The following is a 25,465-nucleotide window of genomic DNA, read 5'->3' as shown; positions in this document are numbered from 1 at the left end:
TTAATTTAACCTTCTTGATTCCTGTAATATATTTAATTTCGCAATATACTGCTTATCAAAATGAATTACTTTGTTCTTAGCTATCGCTTTTTTCAAGTAACGCTGCGCTTTTTCAACTTCATCTAACATATAGTAAACTTTAGCAAGACCGAAATAAAATTCATGAATGTTTTTATTTAGTTTTATAGCCTTGCGATAATGATGTATCGCTTCGCCGTAAGCTCCGATATAAAACTTTTCATCAGCGAGTAACGCATAATAATATGGGTTATTAGCACGCTGACGCATGATAATTGTATCTAACTTCTTAGCTTGCTCATACTCACCGTTACCATGCAACAACATGCTTAAATTTGACATAGCGGTAAGGTTTTTTTGATTAAGGTTAATCGCATGTTGATAGGTTTTAATCGCTTGTTGTTCAAAGCCACTAAATCGATACAAAATACCTAAATTACCCCATGCGGACGAAAATTCTGAATCAATTTCTGTCGCTGCTTTTAAATAAGCATAGGCGGTAACGTAATTACCATCTACCATGGCATTAGCACCTTTATTATTGTAAAACATTGCAATAACTGTATTTTTATTAATAACTTTTTTGGAGAATGACCGTTTGACAACAAAAGGATCGAAATCTATTTCTGAAATACTTCTTTCTAAAAAAACGATTTTATTTGGTGATTTTTTTTTAAGAACTCTTAAATTAACATGCCCGGTTAACATATTAACTCGGCCATTTCGCACCCAATATTCTGGTATATTAACACTTTGAAAAGCGACATCTAAGTCCGCTTCTTTTGCTAATGCATAAGCCATTATCGTTAAAGAAAGACAATTAGCCTCTTTATTTTGATAAGCTTGAGATGCTATGACATTAGCGCCAGCATTATAAGCAAGCCGTGTTTGCTCTGAGCTGAAAAAGTGTTTAAGTAATTTTATTGTTTTCTTTCTACTATCACGTTCATTAGCTAGCTTACTAGCAACCATAGCTCTCATATCATCATTTAGTGCAAATATTTCATCTTCGCTCTCTATGTAAACATTTTCATAATTTTCAAACTTTTCGTCAGCATATAATGATGAATTTGAAAGCTGAATGTTTTTAGAAAAATTAGGAGCTGACTGACAAGCAGTTAATAGGCTTAACACAATATATAAGATAATAATCAATAAGCTAAATTTCATAACAACTCCAAAATATACGCATTTGCTATACATTAAGCATAAGTTAACTTTGACATTTAATTTATATTTCTGGTTATTATTAATAAAGAATTACAATTAAACGTTGTTAGAGTAGAAGCCTTGAATTCATAAACATTGAAATAGCTACAAATTGAAACGTTAAATCTATCTAAAACCAAGTAATCTTTAAGCTAAATTTTACAATGTACCTATTACGGATATATAAATTTCATGATCAAAAGAAATATTACTGGCTTTTTAATTGGCAGCGTAATCGCAACCTGTATTGTTATATCAATAGCAAGTTATCAGTTATATAAGTACAAATATGTCACTGTTGATAAAGCACTGAAAGAGATATCTGGTATAGAATTCGACAAAAATCTTAAATTGTGGGCAATAAATGATGGCGGTGATGGTGCAAAGCTTTATCAAGTCAATAAAAAGGGATCGATAGCAAAAACTATAACAATTACCAATGCCAAAAATATTGATTGGGAAGATATGACCCAAGATGATTTTGGACACTTCTTTTTAGGTGGTTTTGGCAACAATGAAAATCTACGTAAATGGTTAACGATATATAAAATTGAAAACCCTATCGATATCAAAGGTGAAACTACTGAAGCCGAAATTATTAAATTTAACTACCCTGATCATAATATTTTCCCACCTAAAGCTGAAAAAAAAGAATTTGATGTAGAAGCATTTATTTACTACAAAAAACACTTATATTTATTTACTAAAAATAGAACAACACCTTTTAATGGTATTACGACCTTATATAAAATCGGTGATCACGCTGCTAATTTCGATGCTGAAAAACTAAGTACCTTTAAAACTTGTACCTTGGCGGAAGAATTATGTTGGATTACATCTGCAGCATTAAGCCCTAGCCGAAAAAAGTTGGCATTATTGGACTCTCAACGTATATGGCTATTTGAAAATTGGCAAGAAGATGACTTTTTCTCAGGCGATGTTTATCGCATTGATCTCGGTATTGTCACACAAAAAGAAGCGATAACTTTTTATAATGAAGACTATATTGTTTTTACTGATGAAGAATTTCATGGCATAGGCAGAAATGCTTATGTTATTAATCTGAACGAAATAGAAAAACATAAAATTAATTAAATATCTATGCGTTCGTGTATTTTTCAAAAATCATGTCTATAGTTATATCTAGATGTTTTTATTACAAATTAATCTAAAACAAATACTAATAATAAAACTGATTTTTGGAGAAAGATAATGTTGGATTATGTTGCCCTTTTCTTAGTGTTTTTTGTTGCTATTGTCATATTTTATGGAATTATTGTCGTGCATGATATTCCTTATGAGATAGCCGAAAAACGAAATCACCCACATCAAGATGCCATCCATGTAGCAGGCTGGATAAGTTTATTTACCTTAGGTGCCATTTGGCCTTTTTTATGGATCTGGGCGACATTATATAAACCAGGTGTCGGCTGGGGCATGGTAAGCAACAATACAAAAAATCAAAATAATGCTACTGACAAAAATCTAGAAAATATGATGGACGATTTAAAGTTAGAAGTTGATGCCCTTAAAAAATCAATCGCGAAACTGGAGCAATAGATTATGGACTTATTGATAATTCTAACGTACACCGCGATATGCATAGCAATATTTAAAGCATTTAAAATACCTTTAAATAAGTGGTCTGTACCAACGGCTGTTTTAGGTGGTGTAGTTATTTTAGGTGGAATCATGTTGGTGATGAATTATTTACATCCTTATGCAAAATACGGCAAGGAAGTGTTTGCATCGATACCTATAACGCCACTGGTTGCAGGAAATATTAAATCAGTTGATGTTGAAGCTAATAAATTGGTAGAAAAAGGTGACGTCCTTTTTACTTTATACAATGAGGAACAAAAAATAGCTCTTGAAAAAGCCGATGCAGCGCTTGCACAAGCAAAAAATCAGGTATTACAAAATGATGAAGCACTTTTAGCTGCGGTTGCTCAAGTGGCCAAAGCGCAAGCTAATAGCGATAGAACAAAACTAACATACCAACGTTATGCTGACGGTCAAGCAAAAGCAGGTGTAAATTCTCCTTTCTCTCAACAAGAACTAGATAATAGGAAAAAACTAAACGAAGCTGCCGATGCGTCTCTACAAACGGCCAAAGCAAACGAAAGAAAAGTTAGGCTATTAACAGAGTCAGAAATATATGGAGAGAATACCCAAGTTGCTCAACTAAAGGCCATTAAAGATAAAGCGCAGCTTGATTATGATCGAACATTTGTTAGAGCACCTACTGATGGTACCCCAACACAATTAGCATTAAGACCGGGAATGCGTGCAGGCATTTTGGCTGTTAGACCCGTAATGAGCTTTATTCCAAAAGAGAAACGTAGATTTGCCGCTAGAATTTGGCAAAATTCATTATTACGTTTAAAGAAAGGTTTAGATGCTGAAGTAATATTGGATGCAGTACCCGGGCATGTATTTACGGGTAAAGTGGTTGATATACTGCCAGCCATGGCAGAAGGTGAATTTCAAGGCTCAGGTTCATTAATACAAGCAAACAGACTCACTAACCACGGGTTTTCTATCGCTATTATAGAACTTGATGAAGACTTAAACGACTATAACTTGCCGTTAGGGGTTCAAGGGCAAGCAGTTGCTCTAAATCCTGATGGCGATTTTTTGCACACGTCGTTAGTTCGTAGAATATTACTCCGTATGATGAGCTGGATAAAATACGTTTACCCGATCAAGTAACTCAATACCAATCCTATTAGGGTGATATAAATGATTAAAATCACCCTTCTTATCAAGTTACAATAATTAATTCTAGACTCGTTATTAATGACTTTTTGATTAATAGCCTTTCTATTAGTTTCTTTTTTCCGACTATAATCAAATCACTCCTTTTAAACATTTAGCTTAAGGTAATTATATGGAACGTCAGCTTAACGGCTTTATTGAAGGTGTTGTCACTCAAGTTAAAAACTGGACCGAAAATGAGTTTTCCATTCAGGTAAAAGCCGACGTAAAACCATATATTGCCGGTCAATTTACTAAACTTGCATTAAAAAATATTAATGGTGAATGGGTACGCCGAGCATATTCGTTTGTAAATTCGCCAAACCAAGCTTCTGGGCATAGTGATATGGAGTTTTTAATTATTGATGTTGAAAACGGGCATTTAAGCCCTCAGCTGGCGCAATTAAATATCGGTGATCAAATATATGTTGGAGACAAAGCAAGTGGCTTTATGACATTAAGTGAGATCCCTGCCGATTGTACAAATTTATGGTTACTTTCAACCGGTACCGCTATTGGGCCTTTTCTGTCAATATTATCCGAGCCGGACACTCAAACTCGATTCGACAGTATTATTCTCGTGCATGCGGTCAGAACAAAACAAGAGTTAGTGTACCAAGAATTAATTACGCAATTACAAAACAACTATCATGGTAAACTAAAATACCTACCAATTGTTTCTCGTGAAAAAATACCAGATGTACACTCAGGTAGAATTCCGCAATTATTAACAAACGGAAAATTATTCTCGTCAGCTGACATTACACCAACAACAGAAAATAGTTTTTTTTATCTATGCGGCAATCCCGATATGGTACACGACACCAAAGACGCTCTTGAAACGCTTGGCTTTAAAAAACATTTACGACGCTCACCAGGACATTTTAGTTCTGAAAACTATTGGTAAAAAGTAAAAGAAATAATATTAAATTTTACTTTTTACATGAGTTCTATTCACTTTTGCGAAAATAAAATACTGTACAAAACACCTATATCAGACAATTAACACCTCTTAAAAATGTACTCGTTTTTAGTTAAACGTGATGAATAATAAAATTTAATCATCGAAAGATTTTCGTATCCAAAATCAGTATTCACCCTCCAATAACTCTATTTTTAAATAACCAATAGTAACTAATAAGCATTCAAACGTTTAGCATATTTTAGTTAATTCAATTCCAAATCACTTACATCTATGTAACCAACTAGTAAGTAAATAGTCACTCCGAAAAAACAAAGAGTTACCAGGGTTATCACAAGCCATTCCATCAGAGTTATCAGAGTTATAATTGATACTAGAATTATAACTCCGGGAGTTATCAGTATATTTACTTGTAGAGTTATAGGGGTTACAATAAATAAATATAGATTTATGGGATTAAAATAATGAAATATCCGATCATGGTCATTAAGAGTAATGTAGAAAATAATTACAATTTTTCAGTAGTTGATTTACCAGGCTGTCAGGTAAAAGCAGCGACAATGGATGATGGTTTACATATGCTCGAAGACGCTATGGCGTCTCATTTGAGTATTTTGGTTGAATATGGAGAGCAAGTTCCACAAGCGAAATCAATCGAATACCACATGCAAAAAACAACTGAAATCTCCCCTATTTGGGCTGTTTTAGAGTTTGATATTGTTCCGTATTTGGGAAAAAGTCATAAGATAAATGTGACTTTACCCGAGCTATTAATTAAGCAAATTGATGATCGAGTGGCTAAGACATCTCAACACAGTAGCCGTTCAGGTTTTATTGCCAGTGCATGTATTAGTGAATTAGCGAAATAATTTCGCAATGAAAACTTGATATCAGGTAAAATCAGTATTAATAAATAATTTAAAATTAAGGTATAAATGTGACTATAAAAAATGCAAACCTGCTACTTTTAAGCAGTTCACGAGTGGGCGAAACAGAATATTTAGTACACGCTTTAAATATGATTAAAGCAAAACTTAACGGTATTACTGAAGTATTATTCGTACCTTACGCCGGCGTTACATTAAATTACGATGAGTACACTGAGAAAGTTCAAAGTGCTTTAACTGAAATCGGCGTTAATGTTAAAGGTATACACGAGTTCTCAGATCCTGTTACTGCAGTAAAAAATGCCCAGGCAATTGCAGTTGGTGGCGGTAACACTTTTCATTTATTACACCAGATGTATGAGCTTAACTTAATTAGCGCTATTCAAGATAAAGTGGCAACAGGTATGCCATATATTGGTTGGAGTGCTGGCTCTAACATTGCAGGTATGTCAATTAGAACCACAAATGATATGCCTATTATTGAGCCAAAAAGCTTCAAGGCATTAAATTTTGTTGATTTTCAATTAAACCCACATTACACCGATTATAATCCACCTGGTCATAACGGTGAAACCCGTGCACAACGTTTAGCAGAATTTATGGTATTAAACCCTGCCACACCAATTGTGGCTATTGTTGAAGGTAGTGCATTAGAGTTAAAAGATAATACCTTAGGTTTAGTAAGCGGCTGTGAAAATAATTTGGGCTATATTTTCAAAGCTGGCGATAAAACCACCATCACGACCAATGATGATTTAAGCGACTTACTATAAGCTATTTAGTTTAAGCTAAATATTTAAAGCAGTGCAGTAATTGGTGTTATATCAATATCCTGTGCTGCTTGCTCAATATCTTTATTAAAACCTAATTCTGCTAATTTAGGAATAGGTAGTAATTCTTCTAACTCCGCAATATTTTCTGCTAAATACGGCATTTCTTCCGGACAATTAGCCAACCAACCTAAGCATTCTAAGCCATCAGCAATAACAGCTTGATAGGTTAACACTGCATGATTTAAGCAACCCAGTTTCATATTGACCACCAAAATAACCTTTTGCTGGGTAACTAGTGCAAATTCAGATAGAAACTTGCCATTACCTAAAGGTAAACGCCAGCCACCAGCACCTTCGGTAACGATAATATTAGGACTAAATTTAGCTAATCTCCCAAAGCCCTGTTCAACTTCTGATAATGATATTGTTTTGTGTAATTTCGCCGCAGCTATATGTGGCGCAATAGCGGGTTCAAAAGCAATAGGGTTAACTTCACAAATTGTTTGTTGGCAATTTGATTGTGCTAATAATAACTGCGCATCTTCATTAATTAAGCTGTCACCAATTCTTTCGCAGCCTGCCGATATTGGTTTATACACAGCTACAGTATTATTGGCTTTAATTAAGGCATTAACTAACGTTTGAGCCACATAGGTTTTACCTGCGTCAGTGTCCGTCGCGGTTATAAATAAATTTAGCATAGGGTTTCTTTTTTTAAGCAATGGGAATGTTTGGATATGACGCTAGTCACTTAACTTAACCACTAAACCTGAAAATACCTTATATGTTGCAGGGTAAATTCCAGACGGCTCCTGAAAGTCTTGGTAACTTTTAGTCATACTTTGCCACTTTTCTTTTCCTGCTAAGCCTTTGCCCTGCTTTTTAGGTACATGGCTTGCCCCTAAGCCTTTCAATTCGTGTGCTAAATGCAAAACGTTTTCGTATTCTAAAACAATATCTTGTTCTTTGGCATTTAATAGCTTTCGATCATTGCCTTCAAGTAACCAGCGTATTTCTCTTTCAGGTTTAAAATCAATCACGTGTTTATCGTCATCAACTTGTGCCCAAGAAGATTTTAATTCAAATAAAGTCCCATCGACTAACGTGCTAAACACAAACAGACCACCTGGTTTTAAAACTCGCATTATTTCATCAAGTACTATGTTCAGTGGATCACACCATTGGATCATTAAATTAGAATAAATAAAGTCAACACTATTATCTCTTAAGGGTAATTTATAGGCATCAGCTTCCAACCAATGTATTGCTGAATTACGATTTTCTTTTGCAAAGCGTAACATTTTAGTCGAAATATCTAAGCCAATTACTTGCTGATATCGACTTGCTAATAAGTCGGTAAAAAAGCCTGTACCTGAGCCTAAATCTACAACCGTTAAATCATTCCTATTCGGCAACCACGGCATTAAATGTTTACCGCAATAACGCTGTAAACGTGCTGATATATCATAAGACTTGCTAGCCGAACCGAATGACCTTGCTATTTTGTACCGACTATTTAATTCGGACATGAATCTATAACCTCATTGATACAATTAGCTAGGTAATTGATATCATTATCTTTATGTTTTGATGTTATGGTTACGCGTAACCTCGAACTCTTATTAGGAACGGTTGGTGGCCGTATAGCAGTTAACCAAATTCCCTTCTCGCGTAGTTTCTGACAAACATCTAGTGTTGAAGTTTCTTCACCAATGACGATAGCGTGTATTGATGATTCGTTACTCATTAACTTTACGTTACTACTTAATTTAGACGCTAGTAATGTACTTAATTGTAAAATTTTTTCTCTTCGCCATGATTCTTTTTGCGCTATTTCTATACTCTTTTTTGTTGCCCAAGCTAGCGCTGGAGAAATTGCTGTGGAGTAAATATAGTGTCGTGAAAAATTAATTAAATAGTCAGCAACTATTTTATCACAAGCGACAAACGCCCCGCTGGTGGCTAACGCTTTTCCAAACGTTGCCATAACAACATCAACTTCTGCACTAGCGCTACTACCTTGGCCTCGCTCACCAACAACACCTATACTATGGGCATCATCAAGATAAAGTAACGCTTGGTGTTCACGCGAAATCTTTGCTAGTTCTGCAACGTTAGCTTTATCACCATCCATGCTAAACACACCTTCAGACACAATAACTTTATTACTGTTTACCTGACTGCTGTTCGCTTCTTTTACTAAAAGACGTTGCAATTGTTGAGTATCATTATGCAAAAAGCGCTTAACCTTAGCTTTACTGTCTAATGCACCGTCAATTAAGGAAGCATGACTTAGTTTGTCTAAGAACAAATGGCAACTCTGATCTCCAAGTGCTTGCATCATGGCAGTATTTGCCGAAAAACCACTGGCAAATAATAAGCATCTAGGTTTATTTAGCCACTGACAAATATCATTTTCTAACGCTTGATGAGCATACGAATAACCAGTAATTAAACTTGAGCCACTAGCACAAGTTCCAAATCGATCGGCACCTTCTTGCAGCGCAGCATTAATTTCTGGGTGATGATTTAAACCTAGGTAATCATTAGATGAAAAATTTAAGTAAACTTTATTATTAATGGTGACTTCTCGACCATTTTGCTCTGCATTACACTGACGCACGCGATAACGTGCACGTGCTTTTTGTTGTAATACATTGTCGGTAAGAAACTCAAACGCCATCAGGAATTAATTAACCGCGTTATAAAAAAGATCACTATTTTGTTGATCAACAACAGCTGTTTTTAAGCGCTGCTCATCATCGTCAGAACTTGCAATGGTTTCAGTATTAATACCTAAGCGTTCAAACAACATCATATCTTTGTTTGCTTCGGGGTTTCCAGTAGTTAAAAGTTTGCAACCATAAAATATAGAGTTGGCACCTGCTAAGAAACACATTGATTGCATTTGCTCGTTCATGGCATCACGACCAGCAGACAAACGCACATGACTTTTTGGCATCATTATACGTGCTACAGCGATACAACGAATAAATTCAAAATGATCTAAATCGGCTACATCAGAAAGTGGTGTACCTTCTATCTTAACTAGCATATTAATTGGCACACTTTCAGGTTGTGGTGATAAGTTTGCTAATTGCGCTAATAATGACGCCCTATCTTTACTTTCTTCACCTAAACCAACAATGCCGCCACTACAAACTTTCATACCTGAGCTTCGAACATTAGATAACGTGTCTAATCTGTCTTGGTACGTACGTGTTGTTATAATTTGGTTGTAATGCTCTGGAGACGTATCAAGGTTGTGATTATAGTAATCTAACCCTGCTTCTTGTAATTCATCTGCTTGATCTGACGATAACATACCCAATGTCATACAAGTTTCTAAGCCCATGGCTTTTACGCCTTTAACCATTTCTACTACATGCGGCATATCACGGGCTTTCGGGTTACGCCAGCCAGCTCCCATGCAAAAACGAGTTGAACCTTGTTCTTTAGCTATTTTCGCAGCCTCAAGCACCTTTTCAATTTCCATCAAACGTTCTTTGTCGATATCTGTTTTGTAGCGAGAACTTTGTGAACAATATTTACAATCTTCAGGGCATGCACCGGTCTTAATCGACAATAATGTACTAACTTGTACCTCATTTGGATTAAAATTTTCACGATGCACAACTTGCGCTTTAAACATTAGATCATTAAACGGCATATCAAACAAAGCTTTCACTTCATGCGCTTGCCAGTTATGACGAATTTCGCTGCTAGTGCCGTTATTAATTTGGCTTGGTGCATTTAGTGCTGCTTCGTCTTGATTTAATGTTGCTTGTGTCATAATTATTCGCTCGTAATGGAAATTGCATCTAGATAGTTTAACGGGTAGTCTATGCACCAGCTCGAAGATGTCAACTAATTTACCGATGCAAGCTTTACATATGAATAATAATTATACAGATATTCTAAATTTTGATAAAACTCATGTTTGGCATCCATATACATCTATGTCGAACCCTTTACCTTCCTACTTAGTCGACTCAGCAAATGGTGTACATATTAACCTAGCCACTGGCGAAAGCTTAGTAGACGGCATGTCGTCGTGGTGGTCGGTATTACATGGCTATAATCATCCAGAACTAAATGAAGCATTAATTAAACAATCAACAAAGTTTTCTCATGTAATGTTTGGCGGCTTAACACACCAACCTGCTGTAGAACTTGCTAAAACACTTATTGATATTACGCCACAAGGTTTAAATAAAGTATTTTTAAGCGATAGTGGCTCAGTGTCAGTAGAAGTTGCTTTAAAAATGTCGATTCAGTATTGGCACAGTAAAAACCAAGCCAAAAAGCATAAAATATTAACAGTAAGAAATGGTTATCACGGCGACACCTTTGCTGCGATGTCAGTATGTGATCCCGTAACCGGTATGCATCAATTATTCGAATCAGTGTTGATGAAAAATATATTTGCACCCGCACCAAAAACAACCATTGATGAAAAATGGGATGCATCCGAGCTAAAGGCATTAACCGCATTATTTGAACAACACCATCAAGAAATAGCAGCCTTCATTATTGAACCTATCGTTCAAGGAACTGGCGGTATGCGCTTTTATCACCCTAACTATTTAAAAGCTTGTAGAGCATTATGCAATCAATACAATGTGTTAATGATCGCAGATGAAATTGCGACCGGTTTAGGGCGAACGGGTAAGTTATTTGCCTGTGAATGGGCTGACATTTGTCCTGATATCATTTGTTTAGGTAAAACCTTAACGGGCGGCTATATGACCCTCGCGGCCACTTTATGTACGGACGAAATCGCAAATACAATAAGTGATGGTGAAGCCGGTTGTTTTATGCATGGCCCAACGTTTATGGGTAACCCTCTTGCTTGCGCCGTAGCTAATGCAAGTTTAACCATTTTAAAGCGTAACCAATGGCAACAACAAATAGCCAATATTGAACAAGTGCTAACGAAGCAACTATTGCCACTAACGCACCATAATAGAGTACAGAGTGCACGTGTCTTGGGTGGTATTGGCGTTGTAGAAACCAAACAAAACGTTAATGTAGCAAAAATTCAAAAACGCTTTGTTGAATTAGGTGTTTGGATCCGCCCTTTTGGTAAGTTAATTTATATTATGCCGCCGTTCATTAGCGAAACGGAACACTTATTACAATTAACAAATGCAATTAGTTCAGTATTAGATGAAGACGATTGCTTTAGCTAACGTTTAACTAACAACATTAGCTTCAGAAATTTGAATTAAAATAAAACTTACCCAAGCGATGGTTATCACCAACAAAAGTAATATATTAAAATGGTTGCCATCGCTTTTACGGCGACTGCGATATTTATCTAAAATTAAACAAAAATAACTGCTTAACGCACTTAACCATAAAATAATATATAAATAGCCAGTTAATGGTGTTAACCAAAATTTGCGTATTTCAATATTGTGGTACCGTAAAATACCGTAGTCAGCATCGGGCGCAGCGTAATAAGAAACAACTAAAGCAAAAATAAATAAACCCCAACCAATAATAGCTAAACTTCTGACAACATAAGTCCATATATCCGTGGCATTCCTTCGTTCTTTTTTCAGTATTTTCATTGTTCATACAACCTTTTTTAACTAAATTACGCTTTTTCTTTTTTAATAGACCGGAAATATCAACTTTTACTTGTTAAACACTATAAGCAAGGTAACATATCAATCCTTAAAATTTGAGCACATTTGACAGAAAAAGAGGTTTGTAAATGTCAGTCATTGCAATTACTGATATCTTGGCAGGAAAATATCCTGTTAATGAATCAATTACTATCCATGGTTGGATCCGCACACGTCGTGATTCGAAAGCCGGTATTTCATTTTTAGCGATACATGACGGTTCATGTTTTGACGCTATACAAGCAATTGCGCCGAATAATTTGGATAATTACCAGACTGACGTATTAAAGCTAACCACAGGTGCTGCGGTAAAAGTTACCGGTATTTTAGTGGAATCTCCAGGTAAAGGTCAGTCATTTGAACTACAAGCTGAGCAAGTAGAAGTACTAGGTTTAGTTGAAGATCCTGACACTTACCCAATGGCTGCAAAACGTCACAGTATTGAGTTTTTACGTGAACAAGCACATCTTCGCCCGCGCACTAACATTGGTGGTGCAGTAACACGTGTTCGTAATACTTTAGCACAAGCGGTTCACCGTTTTTTACACAGCAAAGGTTACTTTTGGATCAGTACACCACTTATTACCGGCAGTGACTGTGAAGGTGCTGGTGAAATGTTCCGTGTTAGTACCCTTGATATGGAAAACTTACCAAGAAACGATCAAGGTAGTGTTGATTACAACCAAGACTTTTTCGGTAAAGAAACTTTCTTAACGGTTTCAGGACAGCTAAACGTTGAAACTTATTGCTGTGCAATGTCGAAAGTTTATACGTTTGGCCCAACATTCCGCGCAGAGAATTCAAATACTACTCGTCATTTAGCAGAGTTTTGGATGATCGAGCCGGAAATTGCCTTTGCCGACTTAGCAGATGCAGCAGATCTTGCTGAAGAAATGCTAAAGTACGTATTCCAAGCTGTATTAGATGAACGCGCTGATGACATGGCGTTTTTCCAACAACGTGTCGATAAAACCGTTGTCGATCGTTTGAATTCAGTGATCAACAATGATTTTGTTCGTTTAGATTATACCGATGCAATTGCAATTTTAGAAAATTGTGGTAAGAAGTTTGAAAATAAAGTTGCTTGGGGTGTTGATTTAAATTCAGAGCACGAGCGTTACTTAGCTGAAGAGCACTTTAACGGCCCTGTTGTCTTACAGAACTACCCGAAAGATATTAAGTCATTTTACATGCGCTTAAATGATGATGAAAAAACGGTAGCGGCAATGGATATTTTAGCACCAGGTATTGGTGAGATTATTGGCGGTAGCCAGCGTGAAGAACGTTTAGACGTGTTAGACAAACGTTTAGCAGAAATGAATTTAGATCCTGCTGACTACAGCTGGTACCGTGATTTACGCCGCTACGGTACTGTGCCTCATTCAGGTTTTGGATTAGGTTTTGAACGTTTAGTAGCTTATGCAACAGGCATGCAAAATGTACGTGACGTAATTCCTTTCCCTAGAACACCAAATAGCGCGGCATTTTAATCATTAGTTAATTTTCAGATAAATAAAAACCCTCATCAGAGGGTTTTTTTATGGCTGAAATATAAAATGTTTGACACGTTTACATTCTAAAACTATCAACTCATGAAACGACGAAAGGCCTTTAAAATATGCTGCTGCATTCCTCTGCTGATTTACTGATCTTAAGTGGAAGCTCCTTTGCTTTATCGCCGATATATAAAAAGCCAACAATATCTTCATGCAAGGCAATATTTAATCGCTCTTTAACTAATGGATGGTAACTCATCTCACCTGTTCGCCACATAGCACCTAGCCCTAATGTTGTAGCGGCCATTTGTATGGCATGGGCGGCGCAACCCGCAGCAACCAATTGCTCTTGCTGTGGTACTTTTACATGTTGTTGATACTTTGTACTAACAACAATAATTAACGGTGCTCTAAACGGCATTTTTGCCGCTTTATCAGTTTTAGCTTCATCAGCGCCATCACTAATAACGGCTGACTTAAATGCCTTGCTTAATTTTTCTAATCCCGCACCTTTGATGACAGTAAAATGCCAAGGTGTTAAACCAGCATGATCAGGAACTCGCATTCCTGCTTGCAGCATACTATGAATAATTTCTGAATTTGGCGCGTCACCCTGCAAATGAGGGTTTGATTGGCGAGTATGTAAAAACTCTAACACGTTCATAAAAATACAGCTTCCTTAAATTCAAACTATTAGCACTAAGTAACGACTTAACGCTCTGTTATATAAATAATAAAATAACCTTAACCTGCCAAAAGGTAATTACTGCCTACATTAACATTTATTTGTTATTAAGGTTACAAGCAATAATAAAAATTTCACATGTTTATGCTTTACATAAAAATATTAAGTTTACCTTCATTAACAGTAGAACAAGCTAGGCTAAAATTACTTTCAAAGTGCTTAACGACAAAAATATTTACATTTACGACTACTTAAGCAAGGGAATTTTAAGTAGCATATAGCTATCTAACTATTAAATAACTTATCGATGAAACTGTATGAAAGAAAATAGAGGTACTTTCGCCCGCATAATCGCAGGCTTATTCAGCTTGCTGAATACATCGCGGAAAATTATTGTCAATTTAGTGTTCTTCACTGTGTTATTAATATTTTTTGTAGCGCTCACTAGTGAAGAAGAAAAAGTTAACATTAAGCAAGGTTCAGCATTAGTATTGAACTTTCGTGGTGACATAGTTGAACAAAAACATGAAATTGATCCTATGGACACTTTTATTAGTGAAGCTTTAGAGCAGCCAGAAAAAGCCCCTGAAGTATTACTTTCTGATATTCTCGATGTTATTGAACATGCAAAGCAAGATGCTCGCATTTCAACTTTAGTGCTAGATCTAAAAAATATGCGTGGCTCTGGTATTACTAAGCTAAAAGATATTGCCCATGCGTTATCAGATTTTAAAACGAGTGACAAAAAAGTTATCGCCATTGGCGAGCAATACAGCCAAAATCAATATTATTTAGCGAGTTTTGCTGATGAAATTTGGCTAAGCCCAAATGGTTGGATGCTACTAGATGGTTATGGTCGTTATCAGCTTTATTTCAAATCAGCTTTAGAAAAGTTATCAATTAGCCAACATGTTTTTCGCGTTGGTACTTATAAATCTGCTGTTGAGCCCTATTTACGCGACGACATGTCGTCAGCAGCTAAAGAAGCTAATCAACTTTGGTTAAATGATTTATGGCAGCAATATAAAGCAGATGTTGCCGAGCAACGCAATTTCTCCACTAGTAACTTTGACGAAAATGTTGATGTTTTAGTTTCAAAATTAACCGCGGCGAACGGTAACGTTGCCGAATATGCACTGCAAAATAATTGGGTTGATGAACTAAAAACACCAACTCAAATTAATGATGATTTAATCGCTCTTGTTGGTAGTGATGGCGATGACAGTTACAAACGCATATCTTTTAAACATTATTTAAAAGATATTACCCCGGCTTTTAAACCAGAAAACTTAAGCAATGAAAAAGTTGCCATTATCGTTGCAAAAGGTACGATTTTAAATGGTAACCAGAAACCCGGCGTCATTGGTGGTAAAAGTACTGCTGCCCTTTTACGACAAGCGCGAGAGGATAACTCTGTAAAAGCTGTAGTATTACGTGTTGACAGTCCTGGCGGCAGTGCTTATGCCTCAGAAATTATTCGTCAAGAAGTTGAACTCATTAAAAAATCTGGCAAACCTGTAGTCGCCTCAATGGGAACCTATGCAGCTTCAGGCGGCTATTGGATTTCAGCACCTGCGGATAAAATTTACGCTGCACCGACAACAATCACCGGTTCAATTGGTATTTTTGGCTTTTTTATGACTTTTGAGAACACCTTAAGTAAATTAGGTGTTTATACTGATGGTGTCGGTACAACTGATATTGCTGGCTTTGGTTTAACGCGAGAATTAACGCCAGGTATGGCTAGCATAGTTCAATTGAATATTGAGCGAGGTTACCGCGATTTTATCGAGTTAGTAGCACAAAACAGAAACATGAATACCGAACAAGTAGATGCAATTGCTCAAGGCCGTGTATGGTCAGGAAAAAAAGCACAAGAACTTGGTTTGGTTGATGAACTAGGGAATTTGGATGCTGCAGTCGCAGCTGCAGCCGACTTGGCTAATTTAGGAGATTACGACACGGTATTGATCGAAAAAGAGCCAAGCGAGCGAGCACAAATATTACAAAGCTTAATTGGGCAAGCATCAGTGTTTTTGGGTGAATCAACTGCCCCAACGTATCAGGAAAACAGTCTAACTCAATTGATAAATAAACTATCGACAGAGCTTAAACAAATGGCGCAACTAAACGATCCTCAAGGCGTTTACTCATTCTGTTTAGCATGTGAAATTGAATAGTTAACCTTACGACTGAAATATTACTAAGCCTCGATTATTCGGGGCTTTTTATTAGCGTCTCTAATTAAATAAAAAATAATATCGTTTAATCCTACTTTCACTAGCTTGTTATCCCCAGCATTATGTACAATTGACCTATACCCATCTATGCCAGAACATAATATTTTGCATAGATACTCAAACAGACATTTACCATAAGACTTTTACGATGAGAAAACGCATTTATATCGCCTACACGGGCGGGACTATAGGTATGAAACCTAGCGAAAATGGCTATATCCCACAAAAGCAGCATTTAACTGATGCTATAATGAAAATGCCAGACTTTCATCGTGAAGAGATGCCTGAGTTTACTATCAATGAATATCAGCCGTTAATCGATTCTTCAAATATGTCGCCTGCTGATTGGCAACGAATAGCTAATGATATTCAACAGCACTATAATGAATACGATGGTTTTGTTGTGTTACATGGTACCGATACCATGGCTTATACCAGTTCAGCTTTATCATTTATGCTAGAGAATTTATCAAAGCCGGTTATTGTTACTGGTTCACAAATACCATTAAGCCAACTACGTTCAGATGGTCAAGAAAATTTATTGAACTCATTGTATATTGCTGCTAATTACCCGATTGCCGAAGTTGGTTTGTATTTTAACAATAAGCTATTTCGCGGTAACCGCTGCATAAAGGCATATGCCGATGGTTTCGATGCCTTTGACTCACCAAATCTAACACCCTTGCTTGAAGCCGGTATTAATATTAGATTGATCCAAGGAAAAATATCGCAAGCTAGTACCGAACCTTTGCAGTTGGCAAATATTACGCCACAACCAATAGGCGTAGTACATTTATACCCTGGCATTTCAGTTGAATTAATTAAAAACATTATTAAGCAGCCAGTAAAAGCGTTGATCATTCGCAGTTACGGCGTAGGTAATGCGCCGCAAGATCAAGCTTTGCTAGATTGTCTAAGACAAGCAAACGAGCAAGGTATTGTTATTGTTAATTGTAGCCAATGTATAAAAGGCACGGTTAATATGAAAGGCTATGCTACTGGTAATGCCTTAAGTAAAATTGGCGTGATTAGTGGTAATGACATGACATTAGAAGCAACGTTGACGAAGCTACATTACTTACTAAGTAAAAATTATTCACATGAAAAAGTGTGCCAGTTGCTACAAGAAAATCTGCGTGGCGAACTAACAATTAACTAATATTTAAATTGTCCTGATCCTCCAAACGCCCTACCTTGAAATTTATTCTGCACATCAAGGTAGGAGTAAAATCTTAAATAAAACCACACTATTATTCTATATAAACGCCTCGTGATACGTTACGCTACCAGCAGGAATCGGTGTATCTGTTTCCATAGCAAGTGCCAAAAAGTACTCTGGTGGCACACCTTCTAAAGTTAGGTTAGCACAGAATTTAAAACCAAAACGTTGATAATACTCTGGTTCACCTAACAAAACGATGCCATGTGCTCCCTGTTTTTGTAACTCATTGATACCTTCATTAATTAACTTACTACCAATACCTAGATTTTGCTGTTCAGGTACAACAGAAACTGGCGCAAGCCCATACCAGTTTGATGCTTCACCATTGATTAAAACAGGTGAGAAAGCAATATGCCCGACAATAACTCCCCGATCAGAGGCAATAAGTGACAAGGTAAGGGCCTCATCATTTCTTAATTTTTGAACAATAAGATGTTCTGTTGGTTTTGCACCAGCCTCATGATGTGGATGATTTTCAAATGCTTGATAAATAACTGTTTCAATTTTATCTAAATCGTCTGCTTGTTCTTTTCTAATATCCATTTTATTTCACAACTTTAAACGTAAAGGTTTAGTATCTTTTTAGGCTAAGTGGTCATCAAAGATACTTTAATAAAAAAGCCAGCATCAATATAACAATTCATGCTGGCTTTTTACTTAACTTGTTAAGTATCAAGTTAATATTTTTAAAACTAAACTAGTTTACAAATATTGCTTTAATACGTTGTAATAAGCTTATATCTTGCGACTTAAGCTGTCCTAACATCAACCATTGATTAAATTTCGCAGGTAAATCAATTGCAGTTCCAGACGACATTTGCTCTTGCATTAAGCTTACTTGTACCGACATACGCTTTTGCTGTAATTCTGCAGGTGAAGCAACACCTGATAGAATCTCTAACTCAAGTGTTAACTCATCACGGTTTACTTCTTTTACAAAATTCGTTAGTTCATGCAGCCTTTTCTGCCATGCTTGGCTTAACGTTGGAAAGTTATTGTGCTCTGAAAATGCCACTTCTTGCTGCAAACTATCTTCTATGACCGAAAATATATTTTGCCACTGCTGCTTTTCAAGCGATATTTTCGCTTTAGCTATTTTTTCAGCTATTGACTTCTCTCTTTGAGCCAACGCCTTTTCCAAATTAACCATTTTTGGTTTTTGCTGTTGTACTTCTTGCTTAAACAAACCTAAAGATTGCTCAAACTGTTGTAATTTTACTAATTCATTAGTATTCGAAAATTCTTTTTCAAGGTTTTTAAATGTTAATTCAAATTCTGCCAATTTTTCAGAGCTGGCTGATTTTTCTAATGCATTTTGTTTTTCACGTTGGGCAAAAATTTCATCATTAACTTTTCTAAAAGTTTGCCATAATTTGTTTTCAACTTTATTGCCAGCGAATCCTGTATCTCGCCATTGTGTTTGTAAGCGCTTTACTTGAGAAACAGCCGAGTAAATATCTTCTTCGTTTAGCAAGGCTTCGGCACTTTTAATTAAGCTTTGTTTCACTTGCTTATTTTCATGATGAAAATTTCTAATTGCTAATTTAATCGGTTGCAAAGCATTATTAAACTGCTGATTTATTTCCTGATAAATATTACGATCAACCTGTCCAGAATTTTGCCATTGCTTCAGTAGGTTATTTAACTCGGTATCAAAATGTTTAAAATCAATACTTGTTTCAGCCTCAGATACACTTGCTAATTGTTCTGCTAAATTAGTAGCTTGTGCAAGTATGGACTGGCGCGCAACTAAATGTTGTTCACGTAATTTTTCTTGCTCAGCAAAATATAAACGGCAAGGTGAAAATGCAGTTTCACATAACTGATTAAACTCAAAGTTTAATGCCTTTTCCGCGTCATCATCAGCGTGACCTAGACTGTTCCAGGTTTTCCTATATTGTTTAACTTTCTCCGCTTGCTCATTAGGATTATCCAGCGGCGTTTCAACAATCGCTTTTATGTCAATAAGTAATTGTTGCTTACGCGGCGTGGCAATGTAATGCTCCCAATCCGCTAAGTCTGCAATTTTTTCAGTAACTGTATCAAATTCACGTTGTAACCTTTGCTGCTGAACTTCCGATAATGCAGAAAATAACTGTTTTACCTTTTTGAAAACGCCAAACGCTGCATTGTACTTACCTGCGCCTATTAGTCTTTTTACATCATGTAATTTTTTTTGCGTTGTCGAAAACTCTTGCTTTTGCAATTGTTGTAATGGTTTCAGTGCCTGACGCCAATTTTGTTGAATTTCTTTTGAGGCACTTTTAATTGATTCAGGTAAGCTACCTGCTGAAAGTTTTTCAGCACTTTGCCAGTTCGTTAACCACTCTTGATAAGTTGACAAACGTTCATTCATTTCTTCAACACTTGTTGGTAATGCTAATTGAGAAACTTTTGAAATAAGATGTGTTGCATCACTGACAGATTGCGCAATTTCAGGTAATTGTTGTAGCTTTTGTTGTTGTTGACAAATTTTAGCAATAAATTGATTTTGCTCGTCGTTATTTAATGCAGAAGCAATAATCTCGCTGGTTAATTTATCAAATAAGGTTTGATATTGTTGTTCATCGATTTCTTCATTCTCGAAAATACTAGTAGATAATGTTTGATCAACAATAGTTAAAGTTTTATTAAAATGCTCACGACTTTGCTGTTTCTGTTGTTCTAATTCACGAACTAGCTCTGCTTGTGCATGTTGCTCAGCTTTTTCAGCAAAGAGCTTATCTAAATTAAGCAGAATAGTTTCTTGTTTAGTTTTAAACTCAGCACAAGTTTGCTCTGCTAAACATGGAAACTCTTCTGAAAGCTGTAACCATTCTGCCTCAAGTTGTTGACGTTTCTCAATGTAAACACTGTACTCGTACTGATCTTTTAAAGCTTGAAGCTTTGCCAACACCAAATTAATCTTTTTACTTAAAATAATCGGTTGTTCAATGGCAAATTGTATCGTGGAAATTTTACTATCAATTTCTGAAGCTATTACTTCGTTAACTGACTTTTTCTTTAATTTTTCAAGCGTTTCAAGATCTGCCACTTTAGCAATAATATATTGCTGAACTTCAATATCTGGCTTTTGGTTAAACAGGTTAATTAATAATTGAGGTTTTAAACTGCTTGAATTTCCGTTCAACGTACTTTTATTTGCTAGTTTTTCAAATAAAGCAATGATCAAACTTGATTGGTCTGCAAGTTTTAGCCAAGTTTCAAAAAAACTATAGTGATTGAAATTAGCAATATAGTTTAACTTTTCTTGCTCGTTGACCTTAATAGTGTCTTGCTCAGTTAGTATCGATTCAACTTTCTTCTGAGCATATTGTTTAACTTTTGTCAGGCTGTTTTCTTGACTTTGCTCTAACCAAACAGAAAAACTTGCCAACTTAATTAATGCTGCCCTACGCACATTTTCGCTATCATCATTTTTTGCTAATTGTAAAATAATGTCGCGTTGCTCAGAGTCGTCAATAGACAGACTACTGCTTATAGCTTCTACGCGAACAACACTATCTTTATGTTGCCACTTCTTTTTTAAAAACTTGGAAAAAATCATAAATCGGAAAACCTAGCAATATCGTTGCTATCCTTTGTTTTTGGAAAATCTGAACGTAGTTCGCTTTTTGTTTTAATAATCATTTCACCACTTGGGCCAATAGATAACGTTTGATCAGAATTTAAATGTTTTGACTGATAAGCCATAGTAATTTGCACTGCAGACAATTGTTGCTCTTTATCAACGGGCGTACCTTCAGGCCACTTACCTGTTTCAGCGGCACATTTTAATCGTAAATACATTTCTTCTGACATAGTGTCGACTAACTGAATGATATCCATGAAAATCTCTTATAAATAAATTTGATTAATTACGGTTTACGTTTGTTTAAAATAAGTCTGACCCGCGTAACAATATATAAAATAAAGCCGATTACGGCACTCGCTATTGAAACCACATATTGCCAAGTACCAGGTTGAGCATTTTGCCAATAAAGAAAAAGAAAACCGCCACAAAACAACAACATGGCTATGAAGGAATGGTTCATTAACTGTTGCGATTTTTCTACCGCACTAACACGTTTTAACTGAGCAATTTTTTCTGCATCAAGTTCAGTTAAATTTAACTGACAATGAGAACAAGTTTTTGCTTTATCTGAAATTTTTTTCTTGCAACCAGGGCAATTAATTACAGCCATATATTCACCTTTTTTTCGATACTTTATTTTACCTAAAAAAAACGCCCTTGCGGGCGTTTTTTTAACATAAATATTATTTATTTTTTATTTTGTTGTTCTAATCTGTCTTCCCAGAAATTAGCATTTTCAATTTCTAGCTTTTTTGGGTCAAAAGTATAGTGTTCAACTTCTTCTTTTTGTTGACGCTCGTAATCTCTTAACGCCTTGACAGCAGGTTTTGCCATAAAGAAAATGACGATAATACCAATAATGTTCAGCCATGCCATCATACCAACACCTACATCACCCATACCCCATGCAACATCAGCCGCTTTTACAGTACCGTAAAATGTTGCGGTCATAATAAGCACTTTCAAAAGGAAAGTTAATGCTGGAAAATTAAAGGTACGCTTAATATAAGAAACGTTATTTTCAGCGATAAAGTAGTACGCCAAAATTGTGGTAAAAGCAAAGAAGAATAATGCCACAGCAATAAACGGTTTACCAAAACCCGACAGCATACTCTCAACGGCTATTTGAGTATAAGCAGGACTGTTAGCTGCAATGTCACCGGCAATATTTTGCACGATAAAGCTTGCTTCACCTTCAAGTTGAACGTTATATGACTGAGTAATTAGGATCATAAATGCTGTCGCCGTACACACAAATAAGGTATCAATATAAACAGAAAATGCTTGTACTAAACCTTGCTGTGCTGGGTGATCAACCTCTGCTGCCGCTGCTGCATGAGGTCCTGTACCTTGACCTGCTTCATTTGAGTAAACACCACGTTTAACCCCCCAACCTATAGCGGCACCAACACCTGCCATTGGTGTAAAAGCGTCACCAACTATCAACATAAAAATATCAGGTAAACGATCAATGTGTAAGAAGATCATCACACACGCGATAATAATGTAGGCTAATGCCATAAATGGAACGACAACTTGAGTAAAGTTGGCAATTCGCTTAACACCACCAAAGATGATAAAACCAAGAATCAGTACAATGAAAACAGCAGTATAAAGCTTGGTCATTGCAATTGGTCCAAGTGCAGTATCTAGCATGTCACCTGTACCAAATACCATAGTTACCGCTTCACCGATACTGTTTGATTGTACCGTTGGTAGCAATGCACCACACGCTAAAATAGTCGCAATAGCAAATATCCATGCATACCATTTTTGTCCCATAGCTTTTTCAATATAATAAGCTGGACCACCACGATATAAGCCGTCTTGCTCTTCTTTATATATTTGCGCATTCGTTGATTCAATGTATGCGGTAGCTGCACCAAAAAATGCAACAACCCACATCCAAAAAACTGCACCAGGGCCACCAAAACCAATAGCTGCCGCAACCCCTGCAATATTACCCGTACCCACACGGCCAGAGAGTGATACAGCTAGTGCTTGGAACGATGAAATACCTTGTTCAGAGCTTTTTCCCGATAACAACAGTCGCCACATTTCGCGAAAATGACGAATTTGTACAAACCTTGTGATTATTGAGAAAAATAAACCGGTACCCAAACAAAGATAAATCAATGCTGGGCTCCAAATTATGCCATTTAGTGTATTGACAATTTCTTGCACGCTAGACTCCTAATAATTATTATTTTTTTAAAGTTAAATTTGCGTTGTAAACTGGTTTAAAACCGCTACTTACCGTAAATCATCAACAACATGATAAATTGCAGTTAAAAAATCGCGCCCAAATAAACTACTACGTTCATCTGACCAACCTACGCTGTAATCTGGTAATAAATCATTGTCTTTAAAAGGCATTTCTACGGTATAAGCTAAACACTTAAATTGTTCACCAACCCAGTTTGAACCAACCGTTAAATTCGCTTGGCCAGGTTCATCTTTATCGTAGCCTTTATCGTCTTGAAATTCTGGTGTAATGGCTAGCAATACATTTTTGAACTTTTCTTCTAAGTTTTTGTGACGCTCGTCATACGATGGAATACCTTCACAACCAGCTACAAAATTAAATGGTAATGCTTCATCACCATGAATATCTAAATGCATATCAACGCCGGTAGCTAACATTTTTTCGCGAACAAGGTAAACTTCTGGGCTGTTTTCCATGCTTGGAGTTTGCCATTCACGGTTTAAGTTGACACCTTTTGCATTGGTACGTAAGTGTCCACGTGCTGAGCCATCGGGGTTCATGTTTGGCACTAAGTAAAATACAGCACTATTTAGTAATGAGCGTGCAACACCGTCATCTTCATCTAATAAGCGATCAATAAAACCTTCCATAAACCATTCTGCCATGGTTTCACCTGGATGTTGACGTGCAGTTAACCAAATAACTTTTTTACCTTCGCCCTCTTCACCAACTTTTAGTACTGACATATCACGACCATCAAGGGTTTGTCCTAATACTTGTAACTGACAATCAATGTCTAATTGTGCACCGTGAATTAGATCTTGATGACGTTCATAACTGTACGGTGCGAAATAAGCAAAATAAGTTGCATCAAATTCAGGAGTAAAAGTAATGGTTAGGTTTTCACCGTCAAACTCGGTAGGAACGCGAAACCAAGTTTGTCGGTCATAAGAGGCAACCGCTTGGTAGTTTTGCCAACCTTCAACATAGGCTGATTTGCCGGCATTAGTTAACTTCATCACATGTTCAGTGTGCTCTGTATTATGAAGTTTAAAGTGGAACCACTGATAAAACTCTGATTGATGATCTTTCTTAATGGCTAGTTGAATATCTGTAGGGTTTTGCGCTGAAATGACTTCAATATTACCTGAGTCAAAATTTGCTGAAATTTGCATAAGGTCTTCTGCTCGCTATTATTTTGATAGCCTTAGTGTACACAAACGTGCATTAGATCAGAAGTCTAAAAACTCCTTAAATATAAGCCAATTTCCGAAGAATAGCCGAGTGAGCGAGCAATGATTGTATTTTCTTCATCTAAAACATAATAACTTGGATATCCCATAACCTTATAATCACTTTTCACCGTTTCATTACCCAGCGCAACAGGAAAGGTTAATTGATGGTTCATGGTAAACTTTTTCACTTGTTCAGCGTCGACAAAATCTAACGCCACGGCAATAACATCCAAATTAGGCGTTTTTTGATAAACATTCTGTAAATTGTCGATACTCAAATTACACACTTGGCACCAAGGCGCAAAAAAATAGACAATGGTTTTTTTGCCATCAGCATGCAAACTAATATCTTTATCCATAATGGTTTTTAACTGATGCATTGCTGGCTTAATATCATCACTTGACGATAACATACTGGTTTCTCGCAACATGGCAACGGCATTGAAAATAAATAAAAAAACAATTAGTTGTATTAAAATACTGCGTATCAAAACGGCAAACTTCCCAAAAAACAAAATGGCTATTAACTAAGACCTGATAAGTAAAATATTTGTTCATAGAAATATTTTATTTTGCTCATTAATAATGTGTAGTAATCCTAATGCCAA

Annotated in this window: 24 protein-coding genes; 10 read left to right on the top strand and 14 right to left on the bottom strand. The window is 36.2% G+C overall.

The features are described from left to right. Positions 1-1,188 (bottom strand): tetratricopeptide repeat protein, encoded by a 1,188-nt coding sequence (locus tag AC27E9_RS13895; RefSeq protein ID WP_487131127.1) that lies wholly within the window; start codon positions 1,186-1,188, stop codon positions 1-3. A 231-nt stretch (positions 1,189-1,419) separates the two neighbouring features. Between AC27E9_RS13895 and AC27E9_RS13890 the strand changes: the two genes are divergently transcribed. The 6 genes from AC27E9_RS13890 to pepE all read left to right on the top strand — a co-directional run bounded on the left by AC27E9_RS13890 (position 1,420) and on the right by pepE (position 6,566). After that, positions 1,420-2,322, top strand: coding sequence for a hypothetical protein (locus tag AC27E9_RS13890; RefSeq protein ID WP_487131125.1), 903 nt, complete (start codon positions 1,420-1,422; stop codon positions 2,320-2,322). 117 nt (positions 2,323-2,439) lie between these two features. After that, positions 2,440-2,787, top strand: a complete 348-nt coding sequence (locus tag AC27E9_RS13885; protein ID WP_487131123.1) for a DUF3302 domain-containing protein — start codon at positions 2,440-2,442, stop codon at positions 2,785-2,787. Positions 2,788-2,790: 3 nt separating this feature from the next. After that, complete coding sequence (locus tag AC27E9_RS13880; RefSeq protein WP_487131121.1) at positions 2,791-3,939, top strand: HlyD family secretion protein; 1,149 nt, start codon at positions 2,791-2,793, stop codon at positions 3,937-3,939. 178 nt (positions 3,940-4,117) lie between these two features. Then, complete coding sequence (locus tag AC27E9_RS13875; protein WP_487131119.1) at positions 4,118-4,891, top strand: ferredoxin--NADP reductase; 774 nt, start codon at positions 4,118-4,120, stop codon at positions 4,889-4,891. Between the two features lie 479 nt (positions 4,892-5,370). Further along, positions 5,371-5,775 (top strand): type II toxin-antitoxin system HicB family antitoxin, encoded by a 405-nt coding sequence (locus AC27E9_RS13870; protein ID WP_487131117.1) that lies wholly within the window; start codon positions 5,371-5,373, stop codon positions 5,773-5,775. Between the two features lie 74 nt (positions 5,776-5,849). Beyond that, positions 5,850-6,566: a dipeptidase PepE gene (gene pepE / locus AC27E9_RS13865; RefSeq protein WP_487131323.1), complete on the top strand. Its 717-nt coding sequence runs from the start codon at positions 5,850-5,852 to the stop codon at positions 6,564-6,566. A 23-nt stretch (positions 6,567-6,589) separates the two neighbouring features. On the opposite strand, the gene bioD is transcribed toward pepE, so the two are convergent. From bioD to bioB, 4 genes are read right to left on the bottom strand one after another with little or no spacing between them, the layout of a single operon-like run. Beyond that, a complete protein-coding gene (gene bioD, locus AC27E9_RS13860) occupies positions 6,590-7,267 on the bottom strand; it encodes a dethiobiotin synthase (RefSeq protein WP_487131115.1) in 678 nt (225 codons plus the stop codon). Between the two features lie 42 nt (positions 7,268-7,309). Continuing rightward, positions 7,310-8,095, bottom strand: a complete 786-nt coding sequence (bioC, locus tag AC27E9_RS13855; protein ID WP_487131113.1) for a malonyl-ACP O-methyltransferase BioC — start codon at positions 8,093-8,095, stop codon at positions 7,310-7,312. Further along, positions 8,083-9,249, bottom strand: coding sequence for an aminotransferase class I/II-fold pyridoxal phosphate-dependent enzyme (locus AC27E9_RS13850; RefSeq protein WP_487131111.1), 1,167 nt, complete (start codon positions 9,247-9,249; stop codon positions 8,083-8,085). The genes bioC and AC27E9_RS13850 overlap by 13 nt, the downstream gene beginning before the upstream one ends. A 6-nt stretch (positions 9,250-9,255) precedes the next feature. Then, positions 9,256-10,236, bottom strand: coding sequence for a biotin synthase BioB (bioB, locus tag AC27E9_RS13845; RefSeq protein WP_487131322.1), 981 nt, complete (start codon positions 10,234-10,236; stop codon positions 9,256-9,258). A 223-nt stretch (positions 10,237-10,459) separates the two neighbouring features. On the opposite strand from bioB, the gene bioA reads away from it, so the two are divergent. Next, positions 10,460-11,758 (top strand): adenosylmethionine--8-amino-7-oxononanoate transaminase, encoded by a 1,299-nt coding sequence (gene bioA / locus AC27E9_RS13840; RefSeq protein ID WP_487131109.1) that lies wholly within the window; start codon positions 10,460-10,462, stop codon positions 11,756-11,758. 3 nt (positions 11,759-11,761) lie between these two features. On the opposite strand, the gene AC27E9_RS13835 is transcribed toward bioA, so the two are convergent. Next, positions 11,762-12,142, bottom strand: coding sequence for a hypothetical protein (locus AC27E9_RS13835; protein WP_487131107.1), 381 nt, complete (start codon positions 12,140-12,142; stop codon positions 11,762-11,764). Positions 12,143-12,288: 146 nt separating this feature from the next. Between AC27E9_RS13835 and asnS the strand changes: the two genes are divergently transcribed. Next, on the top strand, positions 12,289-13,689 hold the full coding sequence (gene asnS, locus AC27E9_RS13830; RefSeq protein ID WP_487131105.1) for an asparagine--tRNA ligase: 1,401 nt from the start codon (positions 12,289-12,291) through the stop codon (positions 13,687-13,689). A 121-nt stretch (positions 13,690-13,810) separates the two neighbouring features. Here the strand turns inward: asnS and AC27E9_RS13825 are convergent, their stop codons facing one another. Then, complete coding sequence (locus AC27E9_RS13825) at positions 13,811-14,359, bottom strand: nitroreductase family protein (protein WP_487131103.1); 549 nt, start codon at positions 14,357-14,359, stop codon at positions 13,811-13,813. 338 nt (positions 14,360-14,697) lie between these two features. Here AC27E9_RS13825 and sppA point away from each other — a divergent pair, with 338 nt between their 5' ends. Both sppA and ansA read left to right on the top strand, forming a co-directional pair. Then, the gene (sppA, locus tag AC27E9_RS13820) at positions 14,698-16,560 is read left to right on the top strand and encodes a signal peptide peptidase SppA (RefSeq protein ID WP_487131101.1); all 1,863 of its coding nucleotides are present in this window, start codon (positions 14,698-14,700) and stop codon (positions 16,558-16,560) included. 208 nt (positions 16,561-16,768) lie between these two features. Continuing rightward, positions 16,769-17,779, top strand: a complete 1,011-nt coding sequence (gene ansA, locus AC27E9_RS13815; RefSeq protein ID WP_487131099.1) for an asparaginase — start codon at positions 16,769-16,771, stop codon at positions 17,777-17,779. A 96-nt stretch (positions 17,780-17,875) separates the two neighbouring features. On the opposite strand, the gene AC27E9_RS13810 is transcribed toward ansA, so the two are convergent. From AC27E9_RS13810 to AC27E9_RS13780, 7 genes are all read right to left on the bottom strand, one after another. Next, entirely contained in the window at positions 17,876-18,385 is a 510-nt protein-coding gene (locus AC27E9_RS13810) for a GNAT family N-acetyltransferase (protein WP_487131097.1), read from the bottom strand. A 154-nt stretch (positions 18,386-18,539) separates the two neighbouring features. Next, positions 18,540-21,389, bottom strand: coding sequence for a DUF349 domain-containing protein (locus tag AC27E9_RS13805; RefSeq protein ID WP_487131095.1), 2,850 nt, complete (start codon positions 21,387-21,389; stop codon positions 18,540-18,542). Next, positions 21,386-21,670 carry a YeaC family protein gene (locus AC27E9_RS13800; RefSeq protein ID WP_487131093.1) on the bottom strand — a complete coding sequence of 95 codons (285 nt, stop codon included), beginning with the start codon at positions 21,668-21,670 and terminating at the stop codon, positions 21,386-21,388. The genes AC27E9_RS13805 and AC27E9_RS13800 overlap by 4 nt, the downstream gene beginning before the upstream one ends. Positions 21,671-21,699: 29 nt before the next feature. Beyond that, positions 21,700-22,026, bottom strand: coding sequence for a hypothetical protein (locus tag AC27E9_RS13795; RefSeq protein ID WP_487131091.1), 327 nt, complete (start codon positions 22,024-22,026; stop codon positions 21,700-21,702). A 77-nt stretch (positions 22,027-22,103) separates the two neighbouring features. Next, on the bottom strand, positions 22,104-23,600 hold the full coding sequence (locus AC27E9_RS13790) for an alanine/glycine:cation symporter family protein (RefSeq protein ID WP_487131089.1): 1,497 nt from the start codon (positions 23,598-23,600) through the stop codon (positions 22,104-22,106). A gap of 69 nt (positions 23,601-23,669) precedes the next feature. Continuing rightward, the gene (locus tag AC27E9_RS13785) at positions 23,670-24,797 is read right to left on the bottom strand and encodes a M14 family metallopeptidase (protein WP_487131087.1); all 1,128 of its coding nucleotides are present in this window, start codon (positions 24,795-24,797) and stop codon (positions 23,670-23,672) included. 65 nt (positions 24,798-24,862) lie between these two features. After that, positions 24,863-25,348 (bottom strand): TlpA family protein disulfide reductase, encoded by a 486-nt coding sequence (locus AC27E9_RS13780; protein WP_487131085.1) that lies wholly within the window; start codon positions 25,346-25,348, stop codon positions 24,863-24,865. Between the last annotated feature and the right edge of the window lie 117 nt (positions 25,349-25,465).

The sequence above is a fragment of the Colwellia meonggei genome (assembly GCF_057537295.1).
This window is presented reverse-complemented; position numbering and strand designations above follow the sequence as displayed.